Genomic DNA, 20,168 nt, shown 5'->3' with positions numbered 1-20,168 from the left:
CCTCTCTTAAATTCTCTCTTAAAATTATTATTTAAGAGACCATTTTGGATTAGTATAAGTTCCAATATTTTCTATCACATGTGATACTCTTAATTCAGTAAGCAAATTTCCAACTTTGTTTTTCTTCTGTTTTTCCGTCATCCAGTCAGGCAACTTACTCCAAAGTAATTCATCAATTTCTTTTCTATTCAATTCCTTATGTTCTTTTATTGCTTTAACAATTAAATCTAAATAATAAGTTTTATCAAATCCCTTGGTTTTAGAATAAACTGCTTTTTGCCCTGTTTTTTCTGCTACTTTTAAACCAATAAAGAAATTAGGTTTTCTTCCTTCAATCAATTTTTTATTTTTCAGTTGTTTTTCTTCCAATACCGTAAGTGGGATTTTCTTCTGCACTTTATCCAGCATCATAATTTCTTCTAAAGTCAATTCTTTATGATTGGCTAATAAACGCGCATAATCCATATCCAGAATTTTGCCCGAAATGGTAACTTTTACTTTATCATCAGACAAATCGTAATCTGGCATTGGGAAATAACGCGCTCTTTGAAAATTGAAGATTTTCTTGATTCCACCACCTGCAGTATCTACCATTTTCAAGTTGAACATTGCTGTTGCTAAAAATCTATTCCGATAAAATTCTTCTGGAGCATCATCAATAACTACTTTTTCTACACTTCCCGGAATAAAAGAACCTTGATTGGTAAATATCAATTGGTCTTCCATTTCTATTACATTAATTCTTGCATTTTTGGTGTAATCTTGGTGAGCAATACAATTATTAATGGCTTCACGAATAGAAAATGGTTCGTACTTCGCAACTTCTGTAGGGAAAATTGTTCCTTCTTGCATATATCGGTACTTGATATTTCTAATTTTTGCAAAAACTTTCTCAACAGATAAAATCATAGGAAGTCCGAAAATATCATAATCGATATCTGAACCATCATCGCCAATCAATTTCCAACGAATTTTCACTTCTGCAGGATTTAGAAAATGTTCAGATTCATCTTTTCCCAAAAGTATTAATGCGGTTCGGGTTATTTTTCCCTTTATGGTTACTTTGGCTTTATTCAGGAAAGTAATAGTATCCCAAGTATCAAGTTCAGTTGCTTTTTCTGGGAATTTATTTTTAAAATTTTTTCTTGCTAAAGTTATCGCATCTTCATCCAAGTCTTCTATAGAAGCATCTTTTACGATTGCTGCACTCCAATCTTCCATATTTGCTTGTGCGCGAATACGTTCTATTTTTTCAATATTTAATGAAGTGAGTTCTTCGCCATCTCTAGCGTAATAATGCCCATCAAAAGAAACAGGAATACCTTTTGGAGCAGCCGGAATTTGGAATAGGATTACTCTTCCTTCAGAAGTTTGAAGTTCGTGAATTTCTATAAACGAAATACCATTGATAGTTTTCTTCGCAATTTCTCCTTTCAAACTATCCAGGTCTTTTCTTGTCGCCCGAAAGTTGGAACCTACAACCATGTGCTTTTTATCTTCTACACCAAATACCAACCATGCACAAGTTTTGTTATGCAGATTTGCCTCATTGGAAAGTGCAGAAAAATAACGCCCTAATTTGGTGAAATCATAGGAATTTTTTGCTTCTTTGAATTCTACGATTTCATTTTCGGCAGAAAGGTTTCGCAGGTTTTCTAGAATAGATTGTAGTTGTTCTGTAGTCATAAAGATTTATCAGTTAAATTTAATTATTCTTTAAATTTTTTAGAGTATCATTTAAATCTACAACCGTTTCTTTCAAATCTTTAGTGTTGAAACTAAATAATTTTTCACTTTTATTTGGATGAATTTGTGGTTGATTGTAGATTAATTCTATAGATTTTAACAGCATTTGTTGACGAGAATTATTGTCTTCAACGTCCGCATTAGAAAGCATTTCAGAATATGCAGTGAGTGTCATTGCGACAGCAGATTTAAATGCATATTCTTCCTGTAGATTTCTTTCTTTTTTATATTGCGAAAAAACAAAGCCAAGCAGTATAAAAGCAGGAGAAGTTTTTAAAACGGTGACAGATATATTTACCCATTCATCTTTAAAATCTGGTACTAAATATTTGAAAACAATTACAATCCAAGCACCTGCAAGAGTTGTCATTACAGGTATCGCCCATTTCCATAACTTTAAATCTTTATCCAATTTATCTTGCCTTTGATCAAACTTTGAACCTAATGCTCCATCTGCTGCCATTCCTGTAAGGCGAACAATTTCTTCACGATTACTTTCAATAAATTCAATTCCTTCTTTAGATTTTTTTAAATCTTTGGTAGCAGTTGCAATTGCAGCATTTAGTTCAATTTCTAAAAGTTTATTATTTTTTTCAATTTCAGAATAGTTTGTTTCGTAAACTTTTATGCTTTCAGAAACTGTCGTTACTTTATCTTTTATATTTTTTAAAATTCCATCAATTTCTGTGTCTTTAATCGAAGAATTAGAAACAACTGAATTAATTTCTGTGATTTGATTATTTGCTGTTGTTAACAATGTTGTGATTTCTGCTAATTCTACTTTTTTTTCATTTATTAAAGTATTCAAATCTGAAATGGTAGTATCTAAATTATTTTTTAAATCATTATAGAAAAGGAGATTTTTTTCCAATGCTTTTTGATTAAGATTAATTAGAGTTTTTTGCTTCTTTAATTCTTCCGTATCTACTGGATGCGACTTTATTTCAGATTTATTCCAAAATCCGTTCTTTACTTGATAATGAATTAATCTGTCTAACAAAGGTTCGATTACAGAAAACTGACTTGAATTTAAATAACTTTTAATATTCGTCAAATCAGTTTGAAGATTTACCGCACCAAATTCATTGGAATAGTTTTCATTAAATGGCAAGAGAAATCCCAAACCATTTTTTAATTCTACATCTAATTGATTTGTCATTTTATTGAAAAGATGAAGAAATTCGGTAGCACTATATTTACCTATATTGATTTTACTTAAATCTGTTTCGCTTGGATTGGCAGAAACTAAAATCTCTTCAACATCAATTTCATTTATATCATTTAAGATATTTTCAATAGTTTGTTTTTGATTTATATTCATTATTTTTTTTCATTTATGTGTTTTTAAATTTTCACTCTCACTTTCCCCGTCAACAATTGCTGCATTAATCCTTTTTTTTCTAATTGCAGTTTTTCTAGTTTTTGTTGGAAGTGGTGGAGCTCTTCTGTGGCTTTCTCAAGAATATTCACAATAGCATACTGTTCTTTTAAGTCTGGAAAATTAATTTTTATTGTTTTAAACAAATCATACCACAAATAAACTCTAACTCCTCCTTCTCCATATCTATTAATATCATGATTAGTTTTTTCCAATTTCAGCCATTCTGAAAGAAATCCATCATGTAGTAAATCATTAGTTTTAAAACACACATACAAAGAACTTATCACACCAATATCTTCGGAAAAGTAGGCGATTGAACCTACATTAATTCTCGCTGGATTATATGCAAATTCATTTCTTCTAATTATTTTGTAATTATTTAAATCACTTCCCGCAACCTCTCTTGAAAAATGATCTGATTGTAAAACAAAACCATTTGAATTAGTAACTGAATAAATTCTAGCATCAATAAGTGATTTATTTCTCCTAGAAAAATTTTCAGTTACATGTCCTAAATTTTGGTTATTCCATTTCGTTTCCTCAAACCCTTTCACTCTCATTTTACCAGAAAGCAATTGTTGCGACAAACCTTTATTCCTCAATTTCAAATTTTCAATAATCGTTTTGCACTCATCTATTGCCGAATCCCAAGTTGATAAAATTTTTGCTATTTTTTCTTGCTCTGGAAGCGGTGGAAGTGGGATTTTAAATTCTTTTAAATCACTTCCATTTATAGAATTTATTGTAGCACCAAGATTTTTATGAATTTCTTTCTGATATAAATCTGTTCCGAATATCTGAAATAAATACTTATTAAAATCACTTCTAAAAATTGCCATAAATGCTCCAAAAGCAACACCTTCTATTTCTTGTGTAATTAAAGCATTTTTACCTATCAGATTTTTACTTCCATTTCGCACACAAATCAAAATATCATTTTTCTGAACAGAATTAAATGCTTCGACTTTAACAAAAACATTATCATCGAAAACCAATTGTCTTTCTTGAACATTTGAGGAACGCAAAACTAGTATTCCATCATCTCCTGAAACATCTTCCGGACTATAAGTTAAACCAGAAATAATTTTACCTAAACTGCCCAATTTCTTCACTTCCCAATCACTCGGAATTAAACCTACGGAAGTTTGCTTGTAATTTGCTGCTTCCATTTTAAATAAGATTAAGTTCCTTCAAGTAGTTTTCCATTTGGTTTTCAACTTCTATCAATTGTTTTTTTAGTTCCGTAATATTTTTGTGAGTGGCTTTTATGTCCACTTCCTCTTCTTCCTCAAAAGTATCTACATATCTGGGAATATTCAGATTGTAATCGTTTTCTATAACATCTGCAATCGTTGCTCGGTAACTGTATTTATCTTCTATTACTTCTCCTTTTTCAGTTGTGAGAGAATTTGCTTTTTTAAAAGTTTCAAAAGCCGTTACAATATGTTCAATATCTGTTTCACGCAATTTGTTTTGATTTTTTCCGCTTTCAAATTCTTTGCTCGCATCTATAAAGAGAATGTCGGTATTGCTTCCTTTTCCTTTATTAAAAATTAAAATGGCTGCAGGTATTCCTGTTCCAAAAAATAGATTGGCAGGCAAACCAATCACCGCTTCCAAAAGATTTTCATCTATCAATTGTTTTCTAATTTTCCCTTCGCTACTGCTGCGAAACAAAACACCATGCGGAACAATAACCCCAACTTTTCCCACATCTTCATAAGTGGTTTCTATCATGTGGCTTATAAAAGCATAATCGCCTTTGCTTTTTGGCGGAATTCCTCTGTGGAAACGGTTGAACTGATCTGAAGCTGCAGAATCTGCTCCCCATTTATCCAAACTAAAAGGCGGATTGGCAACCACAATATTAAATTTCATCAAATCATCATTTTCCAATAATTTTGGATTATTGATGGTGTCTCCCCATTCTATAGTTGCACTGTCTTGCTCGTGTAGAAACATATTCATTCTACATAAAGCCCAAGTACTCCCATTATTTTCTTGTCCGTAAAGTGAGTAATTTTTACCTTCCACTTCATTGGCAACTTTTATCAAGAGCGAACCAGAACCACATGCAGGATCAGCAATTCTATTTCCAGGTTGCGGGTCTACCAGTTTTGCGAGAAGTGTACTAATTTCACTTGGCGTGTAGAATTCTCCAGATTTTTTGCCGCTTTCACCAGCAAATTTTGAGATTAGAAACTCATAACTATCACCGATCACATCGTTTCCGGCTAAATGTGATGGTTGTAAATCCAAGGTTGAAAAATCTACCAAAAGGTTTTTCATTATGGCATTTCGCTGTTTGGTTTGCCCAAAAACGGTTTCAGAATTGAAAGAGATACTGCGAAAAACCATTGCCAATTTGGAACGATTTGCATCCTCCAAAGCGGTCAAACCAATATCGATAATTTCACCAATATTCGGTTCGCTTCTGTTTTCAAATAAATAATCGAAATTACTTACTTCCGGCAAAATAAAACGCTCCCTCTGCAATTGGCGTTGCACCATTTCTTCATTATCTGGATATTTGATGCGGTATTGCGCCACTTTATCTTTCCAGACATCAGATAGATATTTTATAAACAAAAGTGTAAGAATGTAATCTTTGTATTGTTCACTTCCCATAACAGGACGCAAACTGTCGCACGCTTTCCAAACCGTATTGTTGATTTCTCTTTGGGTAATTTTATTGTCGCTCATCTTCTTAATTAATAATTTTTAAAATTGTGCTTTGGAAAAGTTTCTTCTTTTCATCGATTAATGTTTCTGTAATTTTTATGTCTTTAAAATAAAGTTCTTGTAGAGCAACCACCTTTCTTTGCTCTTCAATTGACAGTAAATTAAATGTAAAATCCTCCAATTCGCTTTTACGAATAGAAGGAATAGAACTTCCAGAAGCCGACTGCTGGAAGTACGCTTTGTTTTTAGGTAGATTTAAAACCGAGACTAAATATTCGGGAATAACTCTAGTCTGATCTACTCTCAAAATATAAAAAATGGAAGATGCAACTGCATTTCCAATTTCCTTTTTATATAATGCTGCAAAAAACCGAAAACCTTTTGCAACAAATAAAATATCGTCATTCTGCAAAAGTTGAGTTTTAGTTTTATCATCATCAACCAAAAAAGCATCGATTTCTTCTGTGAATTGGCCAAATTCGTTAAAATGCTTTGCTTGCAAATACGCCAAAGTACCATTTTCACTTGGTTTACCGTAATACCCAAACTGTATTTCTGCTATTTCTTTTAATTTAATTTCCATCTCATCATTTTTGTAATGATATTATTTTGATGCAAATATACGAAAATTATTTGACATATGGAAATTTATTTCTTTGTAGCGTTATTCTAAATATAAATACTTGTTTTTACTTTTAATTAAGTAAGGCATTTCTTTTGTGCAACTTCATTTGATATTCCATTTTTCGGTTTTAGTAAGGATTTTATCTGCTCCTTTGAAATTGTATTTTGTAATTGGATTAAGCGAATTTTCTAACATTTCTAAGTCGCCCAAATTGGTCTGTTCCAATATTGCTCCTAATAATGCACGAACAGATGGTGAATATTTCAGCGCAAGTCTTTGCAAATTGGAAATCTTTTTCGGTTCTCTCTCTTTTAAAATTTCTATAAATCTTTTGAGTGTATTTTCAATGTTTGTATCAGGGATTTTATTGATGAATCTTAAAACATCAAGCAATTGCAAGGAATTAATATTTTCTTTATTAATCGTGTTTTTTTGCTTTAAAAAAGAAATAGAATATCGTCCTCTTTCTAATGAAGGTCGAACTTCATTTATTCCTATTTGGATGGCATTGCTTACTTGGGTTGTAAATCCCAATTGGTTGTAAATGCTTAATCCTGTTAAATAGCCAGTTACTTTGCCATTATCTTCCAATAAATCTTTTACAATTTGTTTTTGTGAAGGTTCTAAATTTCCAAAAACAGTTTTCTCGGGTTTGTAATATTTACCTTTTGAAAGTTTTTCAATCTTTCCAGAACTCGCCATTCTATTTAATGCTTTTATAATGGCTTCATTATTATTATCCTCATTATAAAAATCATCATAAGTGAAAACATAGCCTTTAGGAAGGCGATTTATGGTATATGCTATGTAATCAGTTGTTTTCATTTATTTATTGAAAAACAAATATAATAAAAATGTCCAGTTTATTAGTTAAAAAACTGGACATTATTTAAATGGAGTCTTCTACATTAATATTAATCACCTGCAATATTACTAATTCAAATTTGTAATTTATTTAATTCATTCCAGGTATAAAGAAAAATGACTCAAAATATATCTAATTAATTTTTAAAATGAATTTTTAAAAAACAATTTATACTAACTTCGTTCCAGATGCAACGAAAACACCCCCAAAATTAAAGGAATCATCAAGTTGAAAATCAACAACTTTTGTTTTTAAATATTGATAAATCGGTCGATTCACTTCTCCTTTTCCAATCCATTTCACGAAATCTCCTCTTAAGCTGGACTCTTCGAGATACCAATCTAAAATTACAATTCTACCTTTAGGTTTTAAAATCGAAATCATATTATCAACAATATTTTCCCATTCTGGAAGTCCTGAAAGTCCGAGATCGCAAAATACAGCGTCAACTTTTACTGGAAATTTATCATTTGAAAAATCTGTCATCCAATCCTGGTCTATTTTTGTTGCATTTTCTAGTATGAGCTGAACATTTTTGTAATTATTTGCCTCTACCTTTTTCTTGGCTTGTGCGAGCATCCCATTTGAAAGGTCTATCCCAATAATATTTCCAGAGTTTTGCAAAAACTTTTGGAAATATTTAAAATTAACTCCTGTACCACAAGGCAGATTTAAAACTGTATTTCCCTTATTAATTTTAAGTTCTGAAATAGCAAATTTCCGTGCTTTTTTATAATACCAATTTGAGATGAAATCGTAAATTACAGATAACTTGTCATAATAGGTAATCGCTTTTTTTTGCGCCTCCTCTGTGCCGTACATTTTAGTTTCCATATTTTTTATTCAATCATTTATCAAATTTTTCACTTCATTTTTAGAAGAAAAGATGTATTAGAATTTCATCTTCTGAATTCTTACTGCATTCAAAATCGCCAAAAGTGCCACACCAACATCCGCAAAAACCGCTTCCCACATCGTTGCCAAACCACCTGCTCCCAAAATCAAAACAACCGCTTTTACGCCAAATGCGAGAATAATATTTTGCCACACAATTTTTTTCGTCTGTTTTCCTATATTTATCGCCATTGCAATTTTGCTCGGTTTATCATCCTGTATCACGACATCCGCAGTTTCGATGGTAGCATCGCTTCCTAAACCTCCCATCGCAATACCTACATCGCTCAAAGCAATCACTGGTGCATCATTTACGCCATCTCCTACAAATGCAACGCTTTCATTTTTACTTTTAATTGCCTTTAATTTTTCTACTTTATCTTCGGGTAATAGACCTCCGAAAGCAGTATCTATTCCTAATTTTTTCGCGACAAGTTGTACAACGTTATCTTTATCTCCACTTAACATCGTTAATTTTACGTTTAATTCATGCAATTTTGATACTGCTTCCTGCGCATCTTCTTTTATAGAATCTGCAATCATCAGATAGCCGGCAAATTTATTATCATACGCAATTGCAATCGTGGTGTAAACAATTGAACTTGGGTCTAAATCATATTTTATGGAAAATTTATCTAATAATTTAAAATTACCAACTAATAATTCTTTTCCGTTTACATTTGCTCTTAATCCATGCCCTGCGATTTCTTCTGCATTTTCCAAAGATATTTTTGAATCTATTTCTCCTACAAAATTGTGTATTGCAGTCGCAACAGGATGCGTACTTTGGCTTTCCAATTTGTTGACCATCGCCAAAATCGTTTTTTCATCAAAACCCGGCTGCATCATAACTTCCTGAACTTTGAAAACGCCTTCCGTCATCGTTCCCGTTTTGTCCATCACCACATTTTTTATGGTAGAAATAACATCTAAAAAGTTACTTCCTTTAAACAAGATTCCGTTTTTACTTGCCGCACCAATTCCACCAAAATACCCTAGTGGAATACTAATTACCAAAGCACACGGACAACTGATCACCAAGAAAACAAGTGCTCTATATAACCATTTGCTAAAAATATAATCCTGTACGAAAAAGAATGGAATAATTGTAATGAGAACTGCCAATAATACAACAATGGGCGTGTAGATTTTTGCAAATTTTCTAATAAATAATTCTGTGGGTGCTTTTTGTGAAGTAGCATTTTGCACCAATTCTAATATTTTGGAAAGTTTACTATCCTTGTATGCGGTAGTTACTTTCACCTGAACCACGGTGTTCAGATTGATCATTCCTGCTAAAACTGTTTCGCCTTTTTCTTTAGAATCTGGTTTGCTTTCTCCTGTGAGTGCCGCTGTATTAAAAGACCCTTTTTCAGATAATAACTCGCCATCTAAGCCCAACTTTTCGCCAGATTTTAGTTGGATTATGTCGCCAATCTCTACAGATTCCGCTTTTACGGTTTTTGATTGATTATCTTTAACAACGGTAACTTCATCTGGTCTTTGATCTAACAGAGTTTTTATATTAGTTTTTGCTCTCTGTACTGCAAGGGTTTGAAAAACTTCACCCACAGCATAGAAAAGCATCACTGCTACACCTTCAGGAAATTCTCCAATGGCGAACGCACCAATCGTAGCGATACTCATCAAAAAAAATTCTGAAAAGAAATCACTTTTTCGTATACTATCAAATGCATCTCTTAAAACGGGTAATCCCACGGGAATATAGGCTGCAACATACCAGGCAATTCTTACCCATCCATTAAACCAATTTTGGGTTATCCAATTATCTAAAGCAATAGCAATTATCAATAATGTGAATGAAATAATGGCAGGCAAAAACATTTGTAACGTTGTTTTGTCCGAATTGTCGTGATTATGTCCATCATCGTGGGAATGCTTCCCAGATTTTTTTTCCTTGCCTAAATCGCGTAAGTCTATTTTCTTTTTTGCCATTTTGTTATATTATTTATAAATTTAAATTAAAAATCTTTTGAATATCTTCTGGAATATCCATGGGTTTTAATGGTGGAACATTTGAACCACCTGTATTTCCGTTTGGAATATGGCCAATAAATGATTTTACACCACCTACCAATAATCGTGGAATTTGACCAATTATTTCTTTAAAACTTTTAATTTTTATTCCAAATTGTAACATTTTCCAATGAACAAAGGAATGTTGATATGGATATTTTTGTCCAATAATATGTGCTCTTTCTAGATGAAACCAAGATTTTTTTAAATTGTTTTCCCTAAAATTTATTTTTGCTAATTCTAGTTCAGCCATATAGAAAGGTTTCAATTTTGTGGGCATATTTGTATTTACTTTCATGTCTCTTTTTTGTTATAAATGATTAATGTCCGTGTTCACCACCACCTTTAGCCGCAGATAATATGTAAAAAGCACCTTTGGTAACAATTTTTGCATCTGCAGGAATTTTTCCAATCAGTTTTACTTCTGTATATCCTAAATCTGTAGTTCCTGGAAGGACTTCGATGGCTTTAAAATGTACTTCATCGTGCTCTTCTTCTTTTTTCTTATTGTCAGCAGATTTATTATGGTCTTCCGCTACTTCCTTTTCCTGAATATAAATATAAAATTTATCGCCATTTCTTACAATTGCATCCTTTGGTAAGGCTTCTACAGTTTGATTGTTTATGTTTATATTAGCAGCAACGTACATTCCAGAAATTAAATCTTTTGTATCTGCTGGATTTATTTTTGCATGTACTGCCACAGATTTACTTTCATTGGAAAATGATTTATTTGTACCAAAAATTTTTGCTTTGATCACTTTATTGGATTGGTTTGTCAATATGAAATCAATCTCCTGCCCAACTACTATTCTTCCCATATCTTTTTCAAAAACATTTAAATCCAAATGCATCTGGCTATTGTCTATAATTTCAAAAAGTGAAGTTCCTGTATCTGCATAAGTTCCTTTCGTAACTCCAATTTTCCCGACATATCCACTGATAGGTGCAACAACTGGTATCAATGTAGAATTTCCTGAAAGACTAACATTAATCGCTTGCATCTTGCTTTTTGCGGCTTGTGCTCTTGCTCTTTCTACTGCCAATTTTGCTTTTACTTCCTGAAATATTTTTCGAGGATTTACATCTTCCTCACTCAACAATTTCTGACGGTTATATTCCAACTGTAGATATTCTATATTTGCAATTGCCGCACGATAATCCTCTCTCATTTCAATAATTTGGAGATTTTGCAAAGTGGCTAAAATTTTTCCTTTAGAAACGTAAGTGCCTTCCAGAACATAAATATCCTTCACCGTTCCCGCGATGAGTGTAGAAACATTCGCCATATTCTGTGGAGGAACGTTTGTGTAGCCGGTTGCTTTTACCACCGTATTTAAATTTCTCATTTCTATGCTACCAGTTTCAATACCAATGGTCTGAAATTGTGCTTTTGTTAGTGCAATTTCTGTTTCAGATTTCTCTTCTTCCTTTACCTGTTCCACTTGTTTTTTTTCGCAGGAATTAATGATGAACAAAGAAAATAGTAAAATTGTTAAATATCTCATTCTACTTTGCTGAAAAGTTCTATAATTTATAAATTGATTCATAATAGTTACTGTAAATTGTTGTTAATGGAAGGAAATTGTAAGCGGATTGCGCTTTGATTGTACTCATTTAGTACTTCCACATATTGTTTTTTAATATCAATGGCTTGCGTAAGAAAACTGATGTAAGTCCAATAACTCATATCTCCGTTTGCATAACTTTTTTCTGCGGTTACAATCATTTGTTGAGCATAGTTTAAACCTTCTTTTTGAAAATATTGCAAAGATTTTTTTTGCTTTTCAAATTGGTTTGTAAACTCCTGTTGTTGCAAATTGAGGGTGATTTTATTTTTTTGAAGTTGCAATTCACTTTGTTGAATACTGATTGCTGTAGCATCTGCTCTTGCGTTATTCGCACCGTTGAATAATGGTATTTGCAAACCCAATGTAAAACCTTGAAAAAGAAATTCCTTGTTTAATGTTTGCGCAAAATAGCCAACTCCCAATTTAGGCGCTCGTAGTTTTTTATAAGTAATACCTTCTTTTTCGTAAACCTTTATCTGTTGAGCATTCACATCTTCTAATAATGTTTCTAATGTGGAATAGTTTGAAAGCACCATATTTTCATATTGCAATGGCGTATCTTTATCTGGAACAATATTCTCATTAGTTTGAAGGAAGTATTGCAATTGTTTTTGATAAATATTCAAATCCAGAACAATCTGCTCTTTTTTGGTTTCCAATTCTTTTACTTTTGCTTTTGCACTGATGACTTCTATTTTTCCGCTCTCTCCAGTCTTAAAGCGCAATTCTGCATTTTTTAGAAATTTAGAATAGATGTCAAACAATTCATCATTGTATTTCTGAACTGATAGACCATACAAATATTGATAAAAGGAGAGTGTAACGGCTTTTTCTAAATCGTACGAAGTGATTGCTTTTCGTTTTTTTGCTAATGTTGCCAATTCTTCCTGAAGATCTCTATTGGCTTTGGTAATTCCACCTACTGGAAAATATTGCTGTACACTCACATTGTGGTCATAATCTTTACTATTAAACTGTCCTCCTTGATATTCAATTTGCAAAGGGTCTATTTGCAAAGCAGTTTTTTTCAATATAATTTGCTTTTCTATCTCTTTATCAGCAATTTTTAATTCAAAATTATTTTCTTTAGCCAAAGCAATTGCTTGTTCCAAAGTTATTGGTTTAGAATTTTGAGCAAACGAGATTGCACTAATCAAAAGCACAATTGTTGTTAATATTTTTTTAGACATAATTTTTCTTCTTTTAATTTTGGTTTCAAATAATAAATAGAGAATAGGCAAAACAATTAAGGTTAAGAATGTTGCAGTAAATAAACCTCCAATTACTACGGTTGCTAATGGTCTTTGCACTTCTGCGCCACCACTCGTAGATAATGCCATCGGCAAAAATCCTAATGAAGCAACTGCGGCGGTCATCAAGACTGGTCTTAATCTGGTTTTTGTTCCAACTAATACCCTTCGCAATGGATTGACCATTCCTTCAGATTTTAGTTGATTAAAATAAGATATCAGAACAATTCCATTTAATACGGCAACACCAAACAATGCAATAAAACCAATACCTGCAGAAATACTAAAAGGCATTCCTCTAACCCACAAAGCGAAAACACCACCAATAGCCGAAAGTGGAATGGCGGTAAATATTAGCAGTGATTGCTTGATGCTGTTAAAAGTAAAAAATAGCAACACCAAAATTAAACCTAATGCAACAGGTAAAGCAACGGACAACCTTTTATTGGCTTGAACTAAGTTTTCAAATTGACCACCATAAGTGATAAAATATCCTGGAGGTAGTTTATAATTACTATCTAATTTTTGCTGAATTTCTTCTACCACGCTTTTCACATCTCGCCCACGAACATTTAAACCTACAGTAATTCTTCTTTTTCCATTTTCTCTTGAAACTTGTACAGGTCCTTGCTCATAATCGATGCTTGCAACTTGTGATAGTGGTACTTGTTGCCCACTTGGTAATGGAATAAAGAGATTTGAAACATCGGAAATATCACTTCGATTCTCTGCCTCCATTCTTACCACAACATCAAAACGTTTACTTTCATCATAAATTTTTCCAGCACTTTCTCCTGCGAAAGAAGAGCGTATTATTTTGTTTACATCAGAAATATTTAAACCATAAAGTGCAATTTTATCATAGTCATATTTAATGGTAATTTGTGGTAATCCTGTAACTTTATCCGCTTTTAAATCTCCCACACCTTCTATATTATTTACTTTTGAGATGAGTTCTTTTGCCTTATTATCTAGAACTTCCAAATCATCTCCGAAAATTTTAATTGCAATATCACTTCGGCTTCCCGTCATTAATTCATTGAAACGCATTTGAATAGGTTGTGAAATTTCAATATTTGCGCCTGGAATTACTTCCATTTCCTCTTTCATCATATTGGCTAAATCCTCCCAATTATTGGCAGAAGTCCATTCAGATTTATCCTTCAAAACGATTATTAAATCTCCACTTTCTATTGGCATTGGGTCTGTTGGGATTTCTCCGCTTCCAATTTTAGTTACAATTGTTTTTATTTCTGGAAATTTATCCTTTAATATTTTTTCATATTTTGTGGTTGTTTCCACCATTTGGGAAAGTGAACTTCCCGTCATTATAGTAGCATTTATGGCTAAATCTCCTTCTTCTATTGTAGGGATAAATTCTCCTCCCATATTTTGAAATGTAATTAAGGCAAAGACAAATAGTCCAACAGCAATTGCTAAAATCAGCTTATTAAACTTTAATGCTTTAGTAAGAAATGGTCTGTAAATTTTTTCAAACCATCTCATCATTTTATCACTAAAATTAGTTTTGTGTACGGTATTTTTAGACAAAAACAGTGCGCTCATCATTGGAACATAAGTAAGTGAAAGGATGAATGCACCAATTACGGCAAAACCAACAGTTAATGCCATTGGCTTGAACATTTTGCCTTCAGTTCCTACCAAAGCAAGAATAGGAAGATAAACGATTAAGATGATTATTTCGCCAAATGCTGCGCTGTTTCTAATTTTAGAAGCAGATTTATAAACTTCCAGATTCATTTCCTTTTGGGTTAAATTATCTTTTCGTTTCAATTTTTGTAAATGGTGCATTGTGGCTTCTACAATTATGACTGCTCCATCTACAATAATTCCAAAATCAATAGCGCCTAAACTCATTAGGTTTCCACTTACGCCAAAGTAATTCATCAAAATAACTGCGAATAGCATCGATAAAGGAATTACAGATGCTACAATTAACCCTGCACGAAAATTTCCTAAAAATATTATCAAAACGAAAATTACAATTAAAGCTCCTTCCAATAAATTTGTGGTTACCGTTCCAATAGCGCTATCAACTAATTTTCCTCTATCTATAAATGCTTCTGCAACAACACCTTCTGGTAGCGTTTTATTTATTTGAAGCATTTTTTCTTTTACTCTATCTACTACTGCGCTGGAATTTTCATCTTTCAGCATCAATACCATTCCTGCCACTATTTCTCCCTGCCCATCTTTAGTTGCTGCACCGTATCGTAATGCAATACCTTCCCGAACCGTGGCTACATTCCTTACTAAAACTGGTGCACCATTTCTATTTTTGACAACAATATTTTCCAAATCTTGTACTCCTGTTGCCATTCCAACTCCACGGATAAAATAGGAATATTGGTCTTTTTCAATGTAAGCTCCACCTGTATTTTGATTATTTTTTTCTACAGCATCAAAAATCTCCGAAATAGTTACGTCTAAACTTTTCAGCGTATTTGGTTTTACTGCAATTTCATATTGTTTTAATTTTCCACCCCAAGTACTGATTTCTGCAACACCTTCTATACCTTGCAACTGCGGAATAATGATCCAATCTTGAATGGTTCTTAATTTTACAGCATCAAATTTATCTTCATAGCCTTTTTTTGCATACACATCATATTGATAGATTTCTCCCAAACCTGTTGAAATTGGTGCTAACTCTGGAGAACCTACGTATGCAGGAATATTTTCTTTTGCCTGACTTAATCTTTGAAAAACCTGTTCTCTTGCCCAATAAATATCTACATCATCTTTAAAAACAACAGTAACCACAGACAAACCGAAACGGGATATGCTCCGAAGTTCAATAACTTTGGGAATGGTTTTTACAGATTGTTCAAGTGGATAGGTAATTAATTGTTCTACTTCCTGACTAGCTAAAGTAGGAGCTGTAGTTATTATTTGAACCTGATTGTTAGTAACATCTGGAAGTGCATCCAGAGGTAAATTTTTTAAGGAATAGGACCCAAAAGCAATTAAAACAAGGGTTAGTAACAGAATTATAATCTTATTCTGTATACTGAATTGTATAATTTTATTTAACATTAAAATAGTATAACGAATTAGTAATCAGCAAACCATCAGTCTGCCCAAAATTGTGCGAATGCACAAAACAATTCCCCTAACATAAATATGTTGAGGAAAAATTTATCGTTAAACTATTTGTGGTGGTTGCCAAATACTCCCAAAGTAATTGGAGTATGGGTTGGGTAAATGAAAATATTCTTGTGAAAAAAATTCACCTAAATTTTGTATGCAAAAATTTGAAGGGATTTGCTGAAAAACTATTACATTTATACCACAGCAATTGCAAGAGCAGAAAGAAGAACACAAATCATCTTTGTGATCACTTGAATGATTTTCCTGCATTTTTTCAATTTTAGTTCTCGTCAATTCAAAAGTATTTTGTTCATTATCAGAACAAGGCATACAAAAAAGCACGGCTAAATATATAGTAAATATGTAATTGAAAATCTTCACCTTTGCAAAGGTAGGAAAATATATCTTTAAGAGAAATTGATATTTTTTAAGCAAAAAAACATCATATAAATTCACACAATACTCTACTTTTCAAACCCCAAAATATTTTTTTTCAGCATTACCTATTTCTTCTTTTCAAAAATAAACAGAAATTCATCATTTTTCAAAAATCTTTTCAATTAAAAAAGAACGAGTCCCGAAGTTTTTTCTCCTTTTGCAAAAAGGCAAGATCGTCTTAGTGGCTATAAACTTGAAAAGTTTGTGGGTACAAAGACACATCTTGCTATAAAAATTATAATATTTTTTCAGACCTCTGAAATAAGGCAGATACCATTAGTAATAAATTGATTTTCATACAGTTAATATGCTTTTAAGGGTTTTTATCCTATACCTATTTTACGCAGGCTACCTATTCCCTATTTACGCAGGTTAATAATTAACCTATATCTTAATTACGCAGGTTTTGAGTTGTCCTATTACTATTTTACACAGGTTTTCAGAGGAAACCTATGCTTATTTTACGCAGGTGTTGAAAATCGGTCATACAATTTTACACAGGTCTAATTAAAAATTTCTAAAGTTTTTATAGAGAAATTAGCAAATAGGTTGCACTATTTTACGCAGGTTAGATTTATAATTGCTGTCGAAAAAAGAAATAAAATTGGGGGGAAGCTTGTGTTATTTTACGCAGGTTTACAAAATGAAATATGACGGAGATGCATTAAAATTCAACAAAAAGTTGCCAGAAAATTTTTGCTTTAAAAAAGAAAAAAAAGTGAATCTGATTTTCTATTTAATTGGAAAGGATATTTGAATGTTTTCTTTTGAACTTTTCGAGGTATTTCTCCAAATTTTCCCATGGTAGAAAAAAAGTCTTTCTTAACCATCGTGAAACCAATGGTTCTCTTTGTCTTTGGTATTCTTTTCGATTTACTAGAAATTCATTTAAATATTAATAATTTAAATACAAAATCCGGCAATCTTTGGCTTCATTTTTTTCATAATTGGAGAAAGAGTTTTAAGTTTCAAAATTTTTCCCCTATTTTTTTTTTTTTTCAAAAGCAAAAATTTAATCCTTGAGATAAAGTCCACTTTTTACCTGATTATATGAATAATTAAGTAACTGGTTTTTAGCACGTTATAATAATTGTTTTTTGGAATTATTATCCACATTTATTATTTTTATTATTAGATTAAAAAATTAATAACAATTACTATAATTAACCGAAACATTTTCCAAGTACTAAATATCTAAATATCAATTTATTACACCTAAATTCCCGTTTAGAATATTGAGATAAACTCCATTTTATTTGAGATAAACTCCAATATGCTTGAGATAAACTCCTGAATTTTTGAGATAATCTCCAGACTTCGTGAGATAAAAGCACCTATTTTTGAGATAAAGTCACGTCGTTTTTGCAAGTAATAAAAAAACTTGTTTTATATACTCGTCACTTTTGTATATGGGTTCTATTTTGCATTTTAAATGATTAGCCAAAATTTCATAACCTTTGATTTTATAAAGCGTTAATAGCGATCTAATGTTGGTTGGACTTAAATCTCTAGTCTTTGTCAGATATTTTATTGATCTTTTAATTCTAATATCATCAAGCATTGTTAAATTTTCTTTTTCAATTTTAAAATTTGAATTGCTTTTAATGAAGAAAGTATATTTACCTTCATTGTAAATAAAATCAAAACAATAATCATTAAAAGACTCGAGATCTGCTTTTACATTAATCAGAAAGTCTCTTTCAAAATGAGATCTTGCGATATATTTATTATTGGGGATGTACAATTCCATTAATAGTTGCTTATAATCTCTAATTACTGAACCTCTTTTTTGAAATTTCAGCATCCAAAGTAAAAATTTGATCGTGTTCGATGAAGAGACTTCATATGGCAACTCCCTTAGTAAAGAATAATACTGATTCATATTAACCAAATGCTTCAATACTCCTTTATCCATTTTGAAATAAATATTGTTGCAATTCCAACATGGTTCTAAAATGAAAGGAACTGCCTTAAATCCTTTTATTCTGTCGTCTCTCACTTGAAGCCAATTGATATTACTCATATTAACTAAAGCGTGTTTTATTGTCTGATTTTTCATCTTCCTCCCTGGATTGATTTCTCTCAAAGGAAAATGAAAATTTACAGTACCTTGATCTGTGACTTTTCTTAAATATTCGATATTTGAAGTTCGATTTTGTAGTAAATCATTAGAAGGCATTTTAACTTTGATGAATTCGGATTGAATATCTTTTAATGATGAAAGAATGCATGAGATCAGTCGCTGTTCAATAAGAGTGGTATCTTGACGAATCAACATTTCTCTAAAATCATTTGACACCAAAATTTTCTTCCGTGCTCGATAAAAAAGTTTATTTTCCATTTTATCTCCCTTTTTTGCCTGTTCGGATCAATTCTAAATCACTTTTCTTATATCTTTTTCTACCTCCAAATGGTTGAGATTTTATATATCCTGTTTTCTCCCAATTCCACAGAGTAGAAGAATCTATGTTAAGTAGTGCAAGAGCATTTTTCCTACTGATAAATTCTTCTGATTCCGGTTCTAAAATTTCTGTTTTGGAAATTGTATTAATTTCTTTGAGTAAATTTATTAATTCAGATGGGCTAAGTGTTACGCTTACATTTGCACCTGAACTCAATAGTTCTTGATAGTTCATAATTGTTTTTGTTTGTGTTAGACAATACTTTAAATTTTGATTCGATTGAATCTGGTGCAAATGAAAAGAGAGAATTCATGGAGAACAAAAGTTATTTGTCTCTCCGTGAAATCTCTCTAAAATCTCTGTATATGATGGTTATTTTTACATATTCTCTAGATATTTCGGGATATCTTCAATAATTTTTATTGTTCCTTTATCACTTTCAACTTTTAGTTTTTTTGTGATAGAACTCAATTCTAAATCTTTCAAATCTGAAAATACAAATTTTAACCAAGGTGCGACTTCTTGTTTTGATTTTTTAAAATGATTTACCATATTCCATCCAAAATGAAAAAGATCCATTTTTGTCAAGTTGTGCGTTTTAACCGAAACAGGATCAATAATATTATCTCCATTGGAATAAATTAAAATAGATTCTTCCAGTTTCTGCAAATCGTGATCATCAACGTGAGGAGAAAAAATAATACGTGTGTAATTTTGAAATTTTTCTAAATTGGCATTAAATAACGTTATTCTTTCTTTTTCCCAATTCTCTCTTCTGGCTTCAATATCAATTGAATTTGAAATTTCTTTACTATTTTCGATAGTTAAGATTGGGTTTAAAGTATCACTATCATCTATAAACACTTCTGGTTCATTTTTATCAATTTCAGAATTATAAATATTTTTCTTCGATTTAATTAAATTTTCAAAAAATATGAAAACCTGCTTAAAGAACTCGTCATAAAGAAGATAAAAAATAAAATATGCTGCAAGAGCCAGTACGAAAAATAAGTTTGCTGTTCCGGCGTCAGAATTATTATTTAGTAGTGCAAATCGAATGATTATAGCGATTGCGAGCCCGAGCAAAAAAACGGACAGTTTCGGAAGGATTAAATTAGATCGTTTAAAATTAAAATTCATTTGATAAATATTATAGGCTGAAAAAG

The 20,168-nt window shown here is 31.6% G+C and carries 15 protein-coding genes; all 15 read right to left on the bottom strand.

All coding sequences use genetic code 11. From position 1 onward, the window contains the following. Window positions 1-27: 27 nt before the first annotated feature. The 15 genes from ACN0WB_RS07380 to ACN0WB_RS07310 all read right to left on the bottom strand — a co-directional run bounded on the left by ACN0WB_RS07380 (window position 28) and on the right by ACN0WB_RS07310 (window position 20,142). On the bottom strand, window positions 28-1,686 hold the full coding sequence (locus ACN0WB_RS07380) for an RNA-binding domain-containing protein (protein WP_417430364.1): 1,659 nt from the start codon (window positions 1,684-1,686) through the stop codon (window positions 28-30). A 19-nt stretch (window positions 1,687-1,705) separates the two neighbouring features. Next, entirely contained in the window at window positions 1,706-3,067 is a 1,362-nt protein-coding gene (locus ACN0WB_RS07375; RefSeq protein ID WP_417430362.1) for a hypothetical protein, read from the bottom strand. 23 nt (window positions 3,068-3,090) lie between these two features. Then, the gene (locus ACN0WB_RS07370; protein ID WP_417430360.1) at window positions 3,091-4,296 is read right to left on the bottom strand and encodes a restriction endonuclease subunit S; all 1,206 of its coding nucleotides are present in this window, start codon (window positions 4,294-4,296) and stop codon (window positions 3,091-3,093) included. Window position 4,297: 1 nt separating this feature from the next. Beyond that, the gene (locus ACN0WB_RS07365) at window positions 4,298-5,830 is read right to left on the bottom strand and encodes a type I restriction-modification system subunit M (RefSeq protein WP_417430358.1); all 1,533 of its coding nucleotides are present in this window, start codon (window positions 5,828-5,830) and stop codon (window positions 4,298-4,300) included. Window positions 5,831-5,834: 4 nt separating this feature from the next. Continuing rightward, window positions 5,835-6,392, bottom strand: a complete 558-nt coding sequence (locus ACN0WB_RS07360; protein WP_417430356.1) for a restriction endonuclease subunit S — start codon at window positions 6,390-6,392, stop codon at window positions 5,835-5,837. A gap of 144 nt (window positions 6,393-6,536) precedes the next feature. Beyond that, a complete protein-coding gene (locus ACN0WB_RS07355; RefSeq protein WP_417430354.1) occupies window positions 6,537-7,259 on the bottom strand; it encodes a type IV toxin-antitoxin system AbiEi family antitoxin domain-containing protein in 723 nt (240 codons plus the stop codon). 208 nt (window positions 7,260-7,467) lie between these two features. Next, a complete protein-coding gene (locus ACN0WB_RS07350) occupies window positions 7,468-8,133 on the bottom strand; it encodes a class I SAM-dependent methyltransferase (protein WP_417430352.1) in 666 nt (221 codons plus the stop codon). Window positions 8,134-8,190: 57 nt separating this feature from the next. Beyond that, window positions 8,191-10,149 carry a heavy metal translocating P-type ATPase gene (locus tag ACN0WB_RS07345; protein ID WP_417430350.1) on the bottom strand — a complete coding sequence of 653 codons (1,959 nt, stop codon included), beginning with the start codon at window positions 10,147-10,149 and terminating at the stop codon, window positions 8,191-8,193. A gap of 13 nt (window positions 10,150-10,162) precedes the next feature. Then, on the bottom strand, window positions 10,163-10,528 hold the full coding sequence (locus ACN0WB_RS07340) for a DUF3703 domain-containing protein (protein ID WP_417430348.1): 366 nt from the start codon (window positions 10,526-10,528) through the stop codon (window positions 10,163-10,165). Between the two features lie 22 nt (window positions 10,529-10,550). Further along, entirely contained in the window at window positions 10,551-11,780 is a 1,230-nt protein-coding gene (locus tag ACN0WB_RS07335; protein WP_417430346.1) for an efflux RND transporter periplasmic adaptor subunit, read from the bottom strand. A 5-nt stretch (window positions 11,781-11,785) separates the two neighbouring features. Beyond that, a complete protein-coding gene (locus tag ACN0WB_RS07330; protein ID WP_417430344.1) occupies window positions 11,786-16,108 on the bottom strand; it encodes a CusA/CzcA family heavy metal efflux RND transporter in 4,323 nt (1,440 codons plus the stop codon). 108 nt (window positions 16,109-16,216) lie between these two features. Next, window positions 16,217-16,543, bottom strand: coding sequence for a DUF6660 family protein (locus tag ACN0WB_RS07325; protein ID WP_417430429.1), 327 nt, complete (start codon window positions 16,541-16,543; stop codon window positions 16,217-16,219). Window positions 16,544-17,951: 1,408 nt separating this feature from the next. After that, window positions 17,952-18,941 (bottom strand): hypothetical protein, encoded by a 990-nt coding sequence (locus tag ACN0WB_RS07320; protein WP_417430342.1) that lies wholly within the window; start codon window positions 18,939-18,941, stop codon window positions 17,952-17,954. A 1-nt stretch (window position 18,942) separates the two neighbouring features. Then, window positions 18,943-19,236: a DNA-binding protein gene (locus tag ACN0WB_RS07315; protein WP_417430340.1), complete on the bottom strand. Its 294-nt coding sequence runs from the start codon at window positions 19,234-19,236 to the stop codon at window positions 18,943-18,945. 144 nt (window positions 19,237-19,380) lie between these two features. After that, window positions 19,381-20,142 (bottom strand): hypothetical protein, encoded by a 762-nt coding sequence (locus ACN0WB_RS07310; RefSeq protein WP_417430339.1) that lies wholly within the window; start codon window positions 20,140-20,142, stop codon window positions 19,381-19,383. Window positions 20,143-20,168 lie beyond the last annotated feature (26 nt).

Origin of the sequence: Halpernia sp. (assembly GCF_048269545.1) — a bacterium.
In the GTDB taxonomy this organism is placed as follows: domain Bacteria; phylum Bacteroidota; class Bacteroidia; order Flavobacteriales; family Weeksellaceae; genus Halpernia.
Note: the sequence above shows the minus strand (reverse complement) of the source record. Positions and strands in the feature narration are given on the sequence as shown.